This is a genomic window from Maribacter sp. (assembly GCF_039974175.1).
Taxonomy (GTDB): domain Bacteria; phylum Bacteroidota; class Bacteroidia; order Flavobacteriales; family Flavobacteriaceae; genus Maribacter_C.
In genome coordinates this window covers 18,137-34,049 of sequence record NZ_JBDWJN010000007.1, presented here as the reverse complement: position 1 = coordinate 34,049, position 15,913 = coordinate 18,137, and the positions used below count along the sequence as shown (strand labels likewise).

Annotated in this window: 14 protein-coding genes and 2 tRNA genes; 4 read left to right on the top strand and 12 right to left on the bottom strand. The window is 37.6% G+C overall.

Annotated features, from left to right (window positions below):
• Positions 1-10 precede the first annotated feature (10 nt).
• The 7 genes from ABJN95_RS05770 to ABJN95_RS05740 all read right to left on the bottom strand — a co-directional run bounded on the left by ABJN95_RS05770 (position 11) and on the right by ABJN95_RS05740 (position 5,187).
• Complete coding sequence (locus ABJN95_RS05770; protein ID WP_348369175.1) at positions 11-1,015, bottom strand: NAD(P)-dependent alcohol dehydrogenase; 1,005 nt, start codon at positions 1,013-1,015, stop codon at positions 11-13.
• Between the two features lie 21 nt (positions 1,016-1,036).
• Entirely contained in the window at positions 1,037-1,459 is a 423-nt protein-coding gene (locus ABJN95_RS05765; RefSeq protein WP_348369173.1) for a nuclear transport factor 2 family protein, read from the bottom strand.
• A 24-nt stretch (positions 1,460-1,483) separates the two neighbouring features.
• Entirely contained in the window at positions 1,484-2,572 is a 1,089-nt protein-coding gene (locus tag ABJN95_RS05760) for an NADH:flavin oxidoreductase (protein WP_348369171.1), read from the bottom strand.
• Between the two features lie 124 nt (positions 2,573-2,696).
• A complete protein-coding gene (locus tag ABJN95_RS05755; RefSeq protein ID WP_348369169.1) occupies positions 2,697-3,101 on the bottom strand; it encodes a nuclear transport factor 2 family protein in 405 nt (134 codons plus the stop codon).
• A gap of 18 nt (positions 3,102-3,119) precedes the next feature.
• On the bottom strand, positions 3,120-3,632 hold the full coding sequence (locus ABJN95_RS05750; RefSeq protein ID WP_348369168.1) for a hypothetical protein: 513 nt from the start codon (positions 3,630-3,632) through the stop codon (positions 3,120-3,122).
• A gap of 44 nt (positions 3,633-3,676) precedes the next feature.
• A complete protein-coding gene (locus ABJN95_RS05745) occupies positions 3,677-4,210 on the bottom strand; it encodes an NAD(P)H-dependent oxidoreductase (protein ID WP_348369166.1) in 534 nt (177 codons plus the stop codon).
• Positions 4,211-4,344: 134 nt separating this feature from the next.
• Positions 4,345-5,187 carry an AraC family transcriptional regulator gene (locus ABJN95_RS05740; protein WP_348369164.1) on the bottom strand — a complete coding sequence of 281 codons (843 nt, stop codon included), beginning with the start codon at positions 5,185-5,187 and terminating at the stop codon, positions 4,345-4,347.
• Between the two features lie 649 nt (positions 5,188-5,836).
• On the opposite strand from ABJN95_RS05740, the gene ABJN95_RS05735 reads away from it, so the two are divergent.
• Positions 5,837-6,277: a family 16 glycoside hydrolase gene (locus ABJN95_RS05735; RefSeq protein WP_348369162.1), complete on the top strand. Its 441-nt coding sequence runs from the start codon at positions 5,837-5,839 to the stop codon at positions 6,275-6,277.
• A 147-nt stretch (positions 6,278-6,424) separates the two neighbouring features.
• The gene (locus ABJN95_RS05730; RefSeq protein ID WP_348369160.1) at positions 6,425-6,751 is read left to right on the top strand and encodes a family 16 glycoside hydrolase; all 327 of its coding nucleotides are present in this window, start codon (positions 6,425-6,427) and stop codon (positions 6,749-6,751) included.
• A 623-nt stretch (positions 6,752-7,374) separates the two neighbouring features.
• Here ABJN95_RS05730 and ABJN95_RS05725 read toward each other — a convergent pair.
• The 3 genes from ABJN95_RS05725 to ABJN95_RS05715 form a co-directional block, all read right to left on the bottom strand.
• Positions 7,375-7,449, bottom strand: a tRNA-Pro gene (locus ABJN95_RS05725).
• 78 nt (positions 7,450-7,527) lie between these two features.
• Positions 7,528-7,616, bottom strand: a tRNA-Ser gene (locus ABJN95_RS05720).
• A gap of 164 nt (positions 7,617-7,780) precedes the next feature.
• Positions 7,781-9,829: an HDIG domain-containing metalloprotein gene (locus ABJN95_RS05715; protein WP_348369158.1), complete on the bottom strand. Its 2,049-nt coding sequence runs from the start codon at positions 9,827-9,829 to the stop codon at positions 7,781-7,783.
• A 180-nt stretch (positions 9,830-10,009) separates the two neighbouring features.
• Here ABJN95_RS05715 and ABJN95_RS05710 point away from each other — a divergent pair, with 180 nt between their 5' ends.
• Both ABJN95_RS05710 and ABJN95_RS05705 read left to right on the top strand, forming a co-directional pair.
• On the top strand, positions 10,010-11,185 hold the full coding sequence (locus ABJN95_RS05710; RefSeq protein ID WP_348369156.1) for an acetyl-CoA C-acyltransferase: 1,176 nt from the start codon (positions 10,010-10,012) through the stop codon (positions 11,183-11,185).
• 17 nt (positions 11,186-11,202) lie between these two features.
• Entirely contained in the window at positions 11,203-11,955 is a 753-nt protein-coding gene (locus ABJN95_RS05705) for an NlpC/P60 family protein (RefSeq protein WP_348369154.1), read from the top strand.
• A 54-nt stretch (positions 11,956-12,009) separates the two neighbouring features.
• Here the strand turns inward: ABJN95_RS05705 and ABJN95_RS05700 are convergent, their stop codons facing one another.
• Both ABJN95_RS05700 and gyrA read right to left on the bottom strand, forming a co-directional pair.
• Positions 12,010-13,272 (bottom strand): tetratricopeptide repeat protein, encoded by a 1,263-nt coding sequence (locus ABJN95_RS05700; protein ID WP_348369152.1) that lies wholly within the window; start codon positions 13,270-13,272, stop codon positions 12,010-12,012.
• A 41-nt stretch (positions 13,273-13,313) separates the two neighbouring features.
• On the bottom strand, positions 13,314-15,863 hold the full coding sequence (gene gyrA, locus ABJN95_RS05695) for a DNA gyrase subunit A (protein ID WP_348369150.1): 2,550 nt from the start codon (positions 15,861-15,863) through the stop codon (positions 13,314-13,316).
• Between the last annotated feature and the right edge of the window lie 50 nt (positions 15,864-15,913).

Sequence of the window (15,913 nt, the reverse complement as noted above, 5' to 3'; positions counted from 1 at the left end):
TGATTAAATACTAATTTTTAAGAACAATTCTAAAACGAGCTTTACCTTCTTCAAGATGTTGCATAGCTTCGTTTACTTTCTCCATTGGAAATTCTTCTACTGTAGGATAGATATCATGTCTTGCACAAAAATCGAGCATTGTTTTTGTCAATTCGGGACTTCCCACGCTACTACCACCAACTGTTTTGTTTCCAGCGATTAAGCTAAAGGCTGGAATTCCCATCGGTTCCAATACTGCTCCAACGGTATGAAATTTTCCTTTTTTTGAAAGTGCAGACAAATAGGCATCCCAATCTAAAGTTACATTGGTCGTATTAATAATAAGCTTGAGTTTTCCTTGAACAGATGCCAATTCTTCTGGGTCTCTAGAATTAATTACTTTAGACGCTCCCATAGCTAGAATTTCTTCTTTTTTATCAGGATTTGAAGAAAAAGCAATAACCTCACAACCCCAAGCTTTTAAAAACTTAAGCGCTAAATGCCCTAGACCTCCTATACCAACGACTCCAACAGAATCTGTAGGTTGAACACCTGCAATTACAATAGGACTAAAAACAGTTGCACCACCACAAAACAATGGTCCAACTTTACTAGAATCCATTTCTTCAGGAATAGGTATTGCCCATGACCAGTGTCCGCGAACATGATCCGAAAACCCGCCATGCCTTCCAACAATAGTGGCCTCCGCATTGTCACACATGTTATGATCACCATCCATACAGTTTGAACAGCTCATACATGAAGATGAAAACCAGCCCATACCAACGGTTTGACCTACTTTCACATTCTTTACTGCGCTACCAACTGCTACAACTTCTCCTACAACCTCATGACCAGGAACCAGAGGGTATGATGTCATTCCCCACTCATTATTCATCATGCTTAAATCTGAATGACAAATACCGCAATAGGTTACTTTAATATCTACATCTTCCGCGCCAATTTCACCTAGTTCATAGGTGTATGGCATTAATTTTCCTTTGGGTTCTTGAATTGCATATGCATTTACTTTCATGGTTTTATCTTTTAATAATTTTTATTCTTTTTCTCTTTTTGTAAATATTTTACTCACAATCTTCCAATTACCGTCAATCTTTAAAACATGCATAAAGTCAATGTACGTGAAGGTTGGAAACTCAATCTCTAATTGAGCACTAGCAGCATTTCGGGTCGCATTTATTGAAACTACTCTAGTGAATATCTTTTCCTTTTTAGGAGTGCCGTCCATTCCTTTTGTCAAGGCTTCAATTGCATTTACTTCTTTATAGTTTTCTCCAGACCATTTCATAGTAGCGGTAGGGTGAAATGCTTTTGAAAGTGTTACCGCATCATTGTTTTTAAACCCTGTGAGGTAATAGTTTAAGGTTTTTTCAATAGCTTGTACATCTGTTTGTTGTGCTTTCATTTCCGTTGATATACCCATAGTTAATAGTGTTAAGGTCAATACAATATTTTTCATACGTTTATAATTTTGATAATTGTTTTAATCTTTGACAAATTCGGGCCATGATTTCATCATTTCTATGAAGTTTGAACTAAGTCCTTGATTTTTTAAATAGTTAACCGATACTGGTGTTTCAGACGGTATAAAGTATTCATTTTCAATAACCTTAATAGGGAAATCATGGTGCAGTATTGCCGATTTTCCTATAGTGACAAAGTCAACTCCTGACTTCAAAACTTGAAGCACTTCTTTACCTCCTCTGATATTTCCTGAAACAGTCAGTTTTACATTTTTATAATCGAGTTCTAAAAAATGTTCTAGTAGTTTTTTTTCAGTTTCGGTCTTTTCTTCTGGAATTTTAAATACATCCCAAAGTGCTAAGTCAAGAAAATCAATTTTATCAGAAGCTATTAGCCATTTAGCTAGTTGTTTGATTTCACTTAATACCATACCGTAACGTTCTGGACATAAGCGAACTCCCACAAGAAATTGGTCACCACATGCTTCTCGAATACCTTCAACAATTTCGAATAATAATCGTGATCTATTTTTTAAAGTCCCCCCGTATGCATCATTTCGTTGATTAAACTCAATACTTAGGAACTGTGCAACTAAATAACCAAATGCACCATGTACTTCTACGCCGTCATAACCAGCTTTTTTTGCTCGTTGTGCCGCATCGATAAAATCATCTCTAATTTCATGAACCTCAGTTAATGACAAAGCCCTTGATTCATATTCCTCGTTATCAGAAGGAGAAACGGGTTGCTCATCTATGAATTCTCTTGCCGCACGCATGCCTCCATGAAAAAGTTGAACTACTGCAAGACCACCGTTATTCTGAATTTCATTCGTTAACCTTTGATGCCCTGAAATCTGTGCGTCTGAAAAAATGCCTAACTGTCCTTCCCATGTTTTACCTTTAGCTTGAACATGTGAAGCACAGGTCATTATCAATCCAAATTGTCCTCTTGCTCTCATGGCCAACCAGTTAAATTCATTGTCTGACAGTTTTCCGTCAGCATGACTTTGCTTGTTGGTGAGCGGAGCCAACATAAAACGATTTTTCATTTCCTTACCTGAAGGAAAACGTAGCGCTTTATGGGGCTTACTTAGATTGATTTTCATTATGTAAAATGTGCTTATTCAAGACTATCGAGCTGGGGAATTGATGCTTTTAGACATGTGTTTTACAAAGAAGCTTAGATGCTGAAAAGTTAGCAGCATTTAGCTCTACTGTTATTAATAACACTTAATTCCTGGCGTGTGCATCATACACCTTACCACTAATCTTCCATTCCCCGTCCTTTTTGTAAAGCACGAAAAAGTCAGTATAGCGAAATCCGTTCCAATCTAGAAATTCTACTTTAGCGGCGGCAGCAGGACCCGAAATATCAATCCATGCAATACGACTTTCAACATTTTCGGCTGGACCACCAGATTGTACTATTCCTTTAAAAGTATCGGCATCAACGTTATAAAAGGTACCTTCTATAGAACCTACAATATGCGCATGGTCATAGAAAGCAGTTCTTGTTAATTCTCCGTCGCCTAAACGTGCACTATCAATATATGGTTGAAGTGCTTTTTCTACTTCGTTATAAGCATTGAAATTTTGAATTTCGTCCTGTGCTGTTTCTTTTGTTATTGTTTCCATTTTCTCTTTTTTTAATTATTACTTAAATATTGACTTGATAGTTGGATCAACATTCCAGATGTCGACAACCATTTTCCACTCGTTACTTTCATTCTTTTTCCAGACGGTCACTCCTTTCTCAAATACGTCGACTTGTTTTCCATCTTCTCCATCAAAATTTACCAATATTCGATCTACGGTATATCCTAAATCACCGGCCTTTGAAACAAAGCCTTCTTGTGGTTCCCACGTGATTTTGAAACCTGGCAATGATTGAAATTCTTGTAATGTTTTTCCAATACCTTCATGACCTTTGATTACACCTTTATCTGGTGGCATCATTAAAGCATCTTTGCTTATAAAACTGAAAAAATCTTCAGGACTGGCAGCTTTTGCCCATTTACGATTGGCTTCCATTAAACTTGCTAACTCTTGTTTTGTGTCAGTCAATGTTAGAGCTGCAATCTCTTTTCCTTGTTTTTCTGACTTTTTTTCGTTTGAGCAAGATGCTACTAATACTCCTGTTAATGCTATTAAAAATATTCTCTTCATTTTGTTTTTGTTTTACTGATTAATTTATATTACTATTGAACTTGTTATAATTTTTCTATAAAATCGATATAGTTTTTGGCATTTGTATTGATGTCTTCTTCTGTAGGATTGTGTTCTTCTCCATAGAATGCATAGAGTGGTCTATAATCTGCTTTTACATATTTGAAAGTTGTTGCAAACGGCCTTGTTAATTCTTCAAGAGTATAATCATACCTTCCTGTAGCCGTATAATCCTCATCTTTGATTCCCGCTGTGATTGCCAATGCAAATTTCTTACCTGCAAGTTTGTACCCACTGTTTTTACCGTAAGCCCAACCATGTGCCAAAACATCATCAATCCATTTCTTTAAAAAAGGTGGACAGTTAAACCAGTAAAAAGGGAATTGAAGTATTACTTTATCTGCAGCTTCTAGTAATTTTTGTTCTTTTTGAACATCTATTTCCCAAGAAGGATAGGCGGCGTGTAAATCATGAACAGTAATACTTTCTGAGTGTTTGTTCAGCTCTTCAATCCAACGTTTATTAATTCTAGAGCACCCCAGTTTTGGATGTGTTACTATAACCAATGTATTCTCCATTTGTACTATTATTTCAATATGCTAAAAATGTTTTATTAGCATATTATTTGTTCTACAAAATATTTCTGATACAAAAGTATAGCGAAGAAATACCTTGCAAATGGAGTAAAAGTTCTTAAATATGGATTATAGGTTCAGGTGGTTTCGCGTTGACGATATACGGTAGGAGAAAGACCAATTTTCTTTTTAAAGGTTCTTGTAAAATACAGCGGGTCATTGAACCCTACGCCATAGGCAATTTCACTAACAGGCATTTCTGTTATACGAAGAAGTTCTTTGGCCCTTTTCAGTTTTTGGTCGGTGATATAATTATTGGGGGTATCATTGAATTCTTTTTTAAATTCTCGCTTAAAAGAAGACAAACTAAGGTTGCATAATTTTGCCAACTCATCAAGTCCCAAATTTGAATACCGATGTAATTCAATAACCTTTTTTACCTGTACACTTCGCGTTGAATACAAATCAGATATCAATTCTTGTATTGAACTAACATTTTTAGACTGCATTAATAATAAAATCAATTCTTTGACCTTTAGCTCTAAAAGGTCATCATTTATAAGAACTGGATTTTGGAAATAAAACTCCAATGACTCTATAAATCTTGAAATAACCTCTTTTGAAACTACAATTTCACTTTGTTCATTATAATTGTTTTTTTCTATGTTTTTGGGAAGCTCTTTGGCATACAATTTTTTGAGAATCTCAGGATACAAATGAACTATCATAGCTTCCACTTCCTCATCTTCAGTTTCTTTTAAAATTTCCAAAAAATGACTCCCGCATTTTAATAATACCGCTTCTTGACTATTTACTTGAATGTTTTGGTCTGCGGACAAAAGTTTGGGCGCTCTGTCTTTGTAGTAAATAAAACAACCACTGTTTTCAAAAATAGCCTCATACTTAAAAGGTGTGCCTATTTTTATCTTTTCAACTAAGACTCTTCCGTCGTATTCAAATGTTTGTCTATCTAAAATCATTTCTTTTCCCTTTTCGAGGCATAAGGCTTAATGTCTGAGTACAACTCGCTAAACCTGTAAAATTCATACTTTACCTTGACCCTCATACCGTTCAAAAGAACGAGTTTACTAATAAGAAGAAGAACCGATAAATTCTTGTGCAAATTTATTTTATAGCTATTTAATTTTCATACCAAGAATAGCAATATTTCAAATCACCGGGGTTTGTATCTTTTAAAAACTCCCAGGAACCAACCTTATAATCGGCTTATTGAATCAAAATCTTTATTCTAGTCTCTAAAACTCAGTGCATACTTACTTCTTTATCTTAATTCTAGAACAGTCGTAGACTAATCTATCGAATTACAATTCAAGTTAAAAAAAGATACTATTGATACAACGGGGGTTTAAACATCCATGAAAGTAAATAGTACTATGCTGCGGCCCTGATGCTCCTGTAAATTATTCAACTAGGAAAAGAACAAAATTCTTTGACGGAATTGACGGAATTGACGGAAAATTAATCCCACAAAAAAAAGAAAATAATATTCTTAAGACGCTTACCTTTGAAAGCTAGTTGCGATGCTACCTATAAAATCATGGTACCCATCTGCATCCTATGCTTTATAGAGTGAGGTTGATAATACAATTAAAAATAAATTAGATTCTTATGGAAAATATAATTAAAACCCAGATGAGTAGAACAATTCTATTCGTCTTTGTTTTTTCATGCTTCTCTTCTTGTTCCGATGAAAAAGGGCAGATTCAAACTGAAGATTCAGAATGGTCTTATTTGATTGATAAAAATCTCTCGGCTTGGGATACCTATCTAAGTTTTAAACACCAACCTGGATACGATGGTACTCCACCTAGAGATGACTCAGGGAATCAAATAGAACCGATTGGTTTGAATAAACCCAATTTTGATGTATTCTCAACTTTATTCGAGGATGATGAGTTAGTTATTAAGGTAAGTGGCGAATATTATGGTTGTTTGGCTAGTAAGGACGAATATGAAAATTATCATTTCCAATTACAGTTTAAGTGGGGAGATAAAAAGTGGCCCCCAAGATTAGACCGTCTAAAAGATTCTGGTATTTTATACCATTGAATAGGTCCTTTTGGAGCAGAACATTGGCGTTCATGGATGATGTCACAGGAATTTCCAATAATGGAAGCACATACTGGAGATTTTTGGAGTTAGGCCACTTCAGCAATTGATATTCGTGCCTACGCTTCAGAATCTGGATTGAATCCAATGGCACACGAAAGTCAATATTTTTTAAGTTTTGGGGAAAGAGGTGAAGCCGGAAAGTATTGTTTACGCAGGAATAATTATGAAAAGAAACCGGATGAATGGAACACCTTGGATTTAATTTGCTTTAATGGAAAAAGTCTACATATTGTTAATGGAGAAGTCGTAATGGTCTTAAAAAATTCAAGGTATATAAATGAAAACGGCGAAGAAATTCCTTTGACCAAAGGCAAGATACAGTTACAAAGTGAAGCCGTAGAATTATTTTTTAAAGGCATTAGAATCAAGCCCATTAAAAGTCTTTCAAATGAATACATTAATTATTTCTAGCACGATTGAATTAATTTAAGAGGTTTCCACTAAAAAACGTTTATCCGAAATACAAAACAAACTGTCATTTATGCAATTTTACCAATTCAATCTTAAGTTCCGTATGGTATTACTAGTAGTTTTCTAGAATCATCTTTATTTCTTTAAAAATGAACTCAATTTACAGCATTACACCAGATAAAAATCTAGATACATTTTAATAGTTGAACAATCGTGTAGAATTCTGACTACTTACAGTGTATTCTTCCTCTTTTAAATAAGCCACAATCAAAGTTTAAGTGTATAGTTTTCTAACTACTTAGGTTGAATTATGATTTTTGTAAAAGAGAAATATGAGTTAGTCAATTTTATCTTGATATTTTTCTGCCAAAACACAATCCTAGTTCAAGAAAGCATACTAATAATGAATTTACAAGGTCCAAAAAACAATTGGAAAGGGCAGTTAGGGATAACTTAGTTAAACCGGAAGTCTGGTCGTTGCTCAAGAACATCCTATTCAGGCCTCCGCCTGTTTATATTTTTAATATACAGTGCTAAATGTCAATTGGCATACACACTAAAAACAAAAAGCACTGTCAACCAGATAGTAGACAGTGCTTTAATACCACCTGAAAAGTGGTTTGTCGGGGTGGCAGGATTCGAACCTGCGACCTCCGCGTCCCAAACGCGGCGCGATAACCGGGCTACGCTACACCCCGTAGCATATTAAACTCATAAAAAAATCCAAATTCCAAAAAAGGGAAATTGGAATGTCTGCCATCTCACACAGACTCTTGCGGAGAGACAGGGATTCGAACCCTGGGTACCCTTGTTAGGGTACGACGATTTAGCAAACCGCTCCTTTCGGCCACTCAGGCACCTCTCCTAATTTTGTTAATGAACTATAGCATAAAATGCGGATGCAAATGTACATTTTTCCCTTGCTATTACACAAAAAAAAACGGATTTTTTTATTCCTATTTACCTAATGACCTTTACTGCAGCCAGTGCATTGATTTATAATCAAATCTGTGCCTTTTGGTTAATGCCCTATTCAGGGTATTCAACACGTAAATGGTAAATGTTAGTAAGCTTTTGCTTAAAAATTTTCTTTATAGTTTCAATCTCCTTGAAAGTAATATTGGCATTCAGAAATTGATTCGCGGTCATCTGACCCGCTATGATTTTATCCACAAATTCATCGATAATCAAAAATGTAGGGTTCTTTAAACTCTTGGAGGCCGCCTCAACAGCATCGGCCATCATCAAAATTGCCGTTTCCTTGGAAAAAGGTATTGGACCAGGATATCTAAAATCATCAGCATCAGCTTCCGGGTCAATTTCTTGCTGCTTTTTGAAAAAATAATATACCAAGGTGGTACCATGATGTGATCTAATGAAGTCTATAACCCGATCGGGCAAATTGTTCCTTCGTGCCAATTCAATACCATCGATAATATGATCGACGATAATTTTTGCACTATCACTAGGTGATAGTTCATCATGTGGGTTCACATTCGTTATTTGATTCTCTGTAAAGTAAGTAGGGTGCAACATCTTTCCAATATCATGATACAGGGCTCCTACTCGTACTAACATGGCATTGGCTCCTATTTCATTGGCTGCCGCTTCAGCCAAATTCGAAACTTGTAGCGAATGATGAAAAGTTCCAGGTGCCTTGTTCGAAAGTTCTTTTAACAATTTGGAATTCGTATCAGATAATTCTAATAAGGACACATCAGAAACTAATCCAAAAACCTTCTCATAAATATAAATCAAGGGTTGAACGAAAAGGGTAATCATTCCATTCAACAAAAACAAGCCTAAAGTAAACCACACTATGTTTTCCAAATTACCTTCATGAATGATATGGAAGGCCAGATATCCTACTATATAAATCAGGGTAATTTGACCTACCGAGATAAAAAGATTCGCCCTCTTATACAATTCTGAAACCGTGAGAATAGTAACTATACCGGCTATGATCTGAAGAAATATATATTCGAAACTATTGGGTACCACAAAACCGAGAATCAAAACGGTTAGTACATGCACAAAGAGCCCTAATCGCGCGTCAAAAAAGGTTTTGAGTAATAATGGGAGGATACAAAGTGGCACTACAAATACATAGGCTTCATCGAATTTTACAACGACGGTGGTGATAAAAACCATCAACAAAACGTTGAAAAAGATAAAAGTAACCTTCGTGTTGTTACCATAAATCTCTGGTCTGTACTTTTTTAGAAAAAGCAGTAGCATCATTAGAACAAGAGCCACCAAAACCGCATATCCAAAAAGAATAAAATATTGATTTGTAGCTGTCCATAGTTCAGACTCATACTCTCCTTTCAAAGAATTCAGCACTTTAAAATTTTCAGCTTCTACTACTTCACCCCTAGCAATAATCAATTTGCCTTCATCTATGGTTCCACGCGTGTACGAAATTTTAGAAAGCTCATCATTTAAGGCTTTGGCAGAAAGGTTGGCGTCGTAGGAAACGTTTGCTGCAGTGAGCTTAAAAAACAACTCTTGGAAAGCGGCCCTGAAGGTTATCAATCCTTTTTTCCTTAAGACCTGGTCGACAACGCGTTCAACATCTCGCACCTTGTAAAATGCATTTGCAGCTATTTCCCTAGCCTCATTATTCTTTATGACATATACCTTATTGCTAGCATTCTGGGAAATTGTCTTTTTTACTATCCCATTTTCATAAAGTTCATCTAGTAAGGATTGCCCTGCTTGACGTAGCATCTGCAGTTGATTTGAACTATAGCTATTTGAAGGAAATGTAGAAGGAAAATTCGAATCGAATTGTGCATATACCTTGGCCGCTATTTCAGCATCGTATTGGTAATAATCGATGCCATTGCTCTTAATGCGTTCCTCTTCTTCTAAAATTTCGGCTCTATCTTTGCGAATAGAAAAATCAAAAGGAGCATAGAGATTTTCATATTGCCATGGTTTCCCTTTTTGGAATTCATATTTGAACTGTCCGCCCTTGGGAAAGAAAAACACAATAAGAAATAACGATACGCCGTATAAAAAATATTTATAAATGCGGGATTGGTTTTTGTACAACGTATCCAATGATTTGCTCATAGGGAAGATATCTGTTTTCAAAAATAGAAAATAATAAGCTAAGGCGACTTTCGATAGCTGTTCAATTTGAATATGGACTTCATTACTACCATTTGAAGACCCAAAAAGCATGCTTTCCTTAGGCCCTAGTTCGACTTAAAATTCGTAGTTTTGCAGCCGTAGCTTAAATGAAATTATAGTATGAAGGAAGTAGTAATTGTATCGGCTGTGCGTACCCCAATCGGAAGTTTTATGGGCGCCTTGTCAACGATTCCGGCTCCAAAATTGGGGGCAATTGCGATTAAAGGTGCTTTAGATAAAATTGGGCTGGCGCCTGATATGGTTGAGGAAGTACTTATGGGTAATGTTGTACAGGCAGGAACTGGTCAAGCTCCAGCAAGACAGGCTGCAATTTTTGCAGGTATTCCCGATAGTGTTCCATGCACGACGGTTAATAAAGTTTGTGCCTCGGGAATGAAAACAGTTATGCAGGCAGCTCAGGCCATTGCCTTGGGTGATGCGTCTATAGTAGTTGCAGGAGGCATGGAGAGCATGAGTTTGATTCCGCACTACGTTCACATGCGAACAGCACAAAAATTTGGACCAGCCACCTTAATAGATGGAATGCAAAAAGACGGCCTGGTTGACGTATACGACCAAAACGCCATGGGCGTATGTGCCGATGCCTGCGCCACCAAATATGATTTTAGCAGGGAAAACCAAGACGGCTTTGCCATTCAATCTTATCAAAGATCTGCCAACGCGTCAAATAGCGGCAAATTTAAAAATGAGATTGTTCCCGTTGAAGTACCGCAACGAAGAGGAGAACCTATTATAGTTTCGGAAGATGAAGAATTTAAAAACGTAAAGCTTGAAAAAATTCCGGCTTTGCGACCCGCTTTTACAAAAGAGGGTACCGTAACTGCGGCCAACGCATCTACCATCAATGACGGCGCTGCCGCATTGGTACTAATGAGCAGCGAAAAAGCCCAAGAACTAAATCTAAAACCCTTGGCTACCATTAAAAGCTATGCAGACGCAGCTCAAGAACCTGAGTGGTTCACCACTGCCCCCGCTAAAGCCCTTCCAAAGGCCTTAGACAAAGCAAATATCTCAATTGATGATGTAGACTATTTTGAGTTCAATGAAGCCTTTGCCGTTGTTGGCCTTGCCAACATGAAGTTATTAGGGTTAAAAGATAAAAATGTAAACGTGAATGGAGGTGCCGTTTCTTTAGGGCATCCGCTGGGATGCTCCGGGGCACGAATATTAGTTACACTACTACATGTTTTAGACCAAAACAACGCAAAAATTGGCGCTGCAGCCATTTGTAATGGCGGTGGTGGTGCATCTGCAATTGTAGTAGAAAGAAACTAATACTTTCCCAACTAAGCATGCAATACGGTATTTGCCCCCTGAGTGTCATTCCTATTCGGTCTGTTGCAGATAATGCTGGAGCGCTGACCTCGCAGCTTTTGTATGGAGAACATTTCAAAATCTTGGAACAACGAAAGTTCTGGAGTCGTATTCGGGTCGCATTTGATGATTTGGAGGGATGGGTAAACAATCTCCAAATCAGCCTTATTGATGAAGAAGCGTACACGCAAATAGAGCACTTAAAAAACACCAGCTATGCTGCCGATCTGGTATCCTTTGTTTCGGGAAATTCAGGTGCTTTACTGCCCATTATTCTCGGTTCAACGGTTTGTGAAAATAAAGTGCTGCCACATACTTTTGAAGGTAATTCAGTAAACGTTAAAAAGGAAAAATCAAATCTTTTAAAAACGGCTTTATTATATCTGAATGCTCCCTTCTTATCTGGAGGAAGAACACCCTTTGGAATAGACAGCTCAGGATTTACCCAAATGGTATATAAAATCAATGGCTATGCCTTGAAAAGGAAAGCATCGGAACAATCACTTCAAGGCGATGCGCTGAGCTTTATAGAAGAAAGTGAGCCTGGAGATTTGGCATTTTTTGACGACAATGAAGGCCTTATCAATCACGTGGGCATCATTATGAAAGACAATTACATTATTCACGCTTTTGGCAAAGTACGTATTGATCGAATAGACCATACTGGTATTTTCAATGCCGAAACCAGAAGCTATACCCACTCGCTTAGGGTAATTAAAAAGATTATATAAAAAAACCTCCCTTGCATACACAACGGAGGTCAATATCAATTGAGAAAAAATTCGTTACTCTCCCAATAACTTTTTAACGCGCATGAAGTTCTCATTATCTCCCATCGCACCGTAAATGTTCTTAAGTTGTGAAAGAACACCCTGGTTGTCAGGATTCGATTTCAAAGCATCTTCTAAAATTTTAGCCCCCTCCATAAACAAATCATCTTTTTGCTGCTTCAATTCGTCATAGCGTGCAATATCTTTTCTTGAATTCCCTAAAGTATTCATCTCATCAATCAAGCCATTACCTTCATTCACATAGGTAGTAGAAAGGTTTAGCTGCGCATTGGTGTAACTCGGGTTCACTTCTAGTGCTTTTCGGTAAGAAGCTCTAGCCTCGGCAAGATTACCCTGCTCCATATTAATAACACCGATATTGTAATGCAAATCAGCATTGTCAGGCTCCATTGCAGATGCTTCTGCCATCAAGGTTTTAAACTTGTCTTTGTCACCCAATTTGTAGTGAAGATTTGCCTCTTGCAAAATCAAGTTTACGTCATCAGGATTACTTGCACGAGCTATAGTATAGGCTTCAAGCGCCTTGTCATCTTGACCTAGTTGAGAATAAATCAAAGCCGTATTCTTTACGATCTCCGCTCTTTTAGATGGTGTTTTTTCATCTAACGGATCTTTGTAAGTACCTGATTTAACCATAAGGTCTCTTTGTACTTTATCCATAATTTCAACCTCACCGGTTTCATTATTGGTAGCCTTATAAACAACACCACTACCATCATAACCTACTTCTTGCAACTCATTGTAATAAGTCAACGCTTGATCATAGTGTGCACCATTTACGGCACTACTAGCCGCAAAATACAGATAAGAAGTGTCTTTAGGGCTAATCTTGTAACTCATGTATAATTTTTCAGCAGCTTCCTTAAACTTCTTATTGCCGTTATCTTCTACAGCAGAGTTAACCAAATCTGCAGTAATTGCCGCTAACCTTTGATTCGTTTCATCGGTATATTTTGCTTTACCACTTTGTGCTTCGATATCCACAACCTTTTGAAAAGACGATACAGATTCAGCAAAAGCCGCATTATCTCCAGCCTTAGCCAATTCAGCATACGCCTTACCTCTTAAGAAATGGTATTGCGCCTGCACTTTGGCATCAGCTCCCGATATAGCACCAGCAGCAGCTTCTAAAGAGGTTTTTGCAGCCATCGCATCACCACCTTTTAAGGCCTTATCTGCCGCCTTAATTTCGTTTTTTTGGGCAAAGCCAACCATTGCAAATGACATGGCCGCCAGTATTAAGAATTTAGTTTTCATTTCGATATTAATTAAGAAATTAGAGTTTAATGATTATTAATTTATTCTTCTTCGGAACTACTTTCTGTAGCATCCGTGCTTCCATTATCAATAGCCGTGCCATCTTCGGTAGTTACCTCAATATCAAGGATATCTACCTCTTCAAGATCATCATCATCTTTCATCACCTTCGCTACAGCTGCTATGGAATCATCTCCTTTTATATTGATAAGTTTCACTCCTTGGGTAGCTCTACCCATCACTCGAAGATCTTCTACACTCATGCGAATGGCAATACCTGATCGATTGATAATCATAAGATCGTCAGAATCAGATACGTTTTTAATCGCCACAAGGTTGCCGGTCTTGTCAGTTATTGAAATTGTTTTTACACCTTTTCCACCTCTATTGGTGATACGGTAGTCTTCAATACTAGATCTTTTTCCGTAACCGTTCTCCGAAACTACCAAAAGTTCATCTTCGAAATTGTGTACCGAAACCATTCCAATTACCTCGTCATTTTCATGAGCCAGCCTAATTCCTCTAACACCGGAAGCATTACGACCCATGGGTCTCGTTTTACTTTCTTCAAAACGAATGGCCTTCCCTGATTTTAATCCTAAGAATATTTGACTCGTTCCTGTAGTAAGTTTTGCCTCAAGCAACTCATCGCCTTCTCTTATACCAATGGCATTAATACCGTTTTGGCGCGGTCTTGAGTACTGCTCAAGCGAAGTCTTTTTGACGGTACCTTTTTTAGTCGCCATAATCACATAGTGACTATTTACGTATTCCTCATCTTTAAGATCTTGAGTACAAATGAAAGCTTTTACCTTATCATCATTCTCGATATTGATCAAATTTTGAATTGCTCTACCTTTTGACGTCTTGCTTCCTTCGGGAATTTCATAGACCCGCATCCAAAAACATTTTCCTTTTTGGGTAAAGAACAACATGTATTGGTGGTTGGTACCCACAAATAGATGTTCTAAGAAATCTTCATTTCGTGTAGAGGATGCTTTTTGCCCAACGCCACCTCTATTTTGGGTTTTATATTCGGTAAGCGGAGTTCTTTTTATATATCCGGCATGTGAAATGGTGATTACAACTTGCTCATTCGGAATCATATCTTCCATGCTCAAGTCACCACCCGCAAAATTGATTTCAGAACGACGCTCATCACCATATTTATCCTTTACCTCAAGCAATTCATCCTTGATTATACTCATTCTTCGATCCTTGCGATCTAAGATATCCTTCAAGTCGGCAATGGTTTTGATAATCTCGTCATACTCTGAACGCAATTTGTCTTGCTCCAGACCTGTCAACTGACGCAATCGCATTTCAACAATGGCCTTGGCCTGAATTTCAGACAACTTAAAGCGTTCCATCAGGCTTTCTCTGGCCTCATCGGCATTCGATGACGCACGAATAATCTTAATCACCTCGTCTATATTGTCAGAGGCGATGATAAGCCCTTCTAGGATATGTGCGCGGTCTTCGGCTTTCTTCAATTCGAATTTAGTACGACGAACAACAACCTCATGACGATGTTCCACAAAATAATGGATCATCTCCTTTACGTTCAACAACTGTGGTCTACCATTAACCAGGGCAATATTGTTTACACTGAAGGACGATTGCAGCGCTGTATACTTGTAAAGCGTATTCAATACAATATTTGGAATAGCATCTCTTTTCAAGATATATACGATACGCATCCCTTTTCTGTCAGATTCGTCTCGAATACTAGATATTCCTTCAATCTTCTTATCATTGACCAAATCAGCAGTCTTCTTGATCATGTCTGCCTTATTGACCTGATAAGGGATTTCTGTAACGATTATGCACTCGCGTCCTTGAACTTCTTCAAAAGTGGCCTTGGCACGCATAACCACTCGACCGCGCCCAGTATGAAATGCTTCCTTTACCCCATCATAGCCATAAATAACTCCTCCAGTAGGAAAATCAGGAGCCTTAATATGGGTGATAAGTTCATCTATTTCAATATCGTTATTATCGATATAAGCTACGGTACCATCAATAACTTCAGAAAGATTATGAGGAGGCATATTGGTTGCCATACCCACCGCTATACCTGATGCACCATTTACCAATAAGTTAGGAACCCTTGCCGGAAGCACGGTAGGCTCTTCTAAGGAATCATCGAAATTTAGTTGGTGATCTACGGTATCTTTATCGATATCAGCCAACATGTCATCCGCGATCTTCCGCATGCGCGCCTCTGTATATCGCATCGCTGCGGGACTATCTCCATCTATTGAACCAAAATTACCTTGCCCATCGACCATCATATAGCGCAAACTCCATTCTTGAGCCATCCGAACCATTGAATCATACACCGAGGTATCACCATGAGGATGGTACTTACCTAAGACTTCCCCAACAATACGAGCAGATTTCTTATGTGCACTTGAAGATCGAACCCCAAGTTCATACATGCCATAAAGTACCCTTCTGTGCACTGGTTTAAAGCCGTCCCTGACATCTGGAAGAGCACGTGACACAATGACCGACATTGAATAATCAATGTAGGCAGATTTCATTTCATCTTCGATGTTAATCGGTATCAATTTTTCGCCTTCTGCCATTTTTAAATTTTGCTATATTTTATAGGTTAAAAAAGTATGCCAATATACGG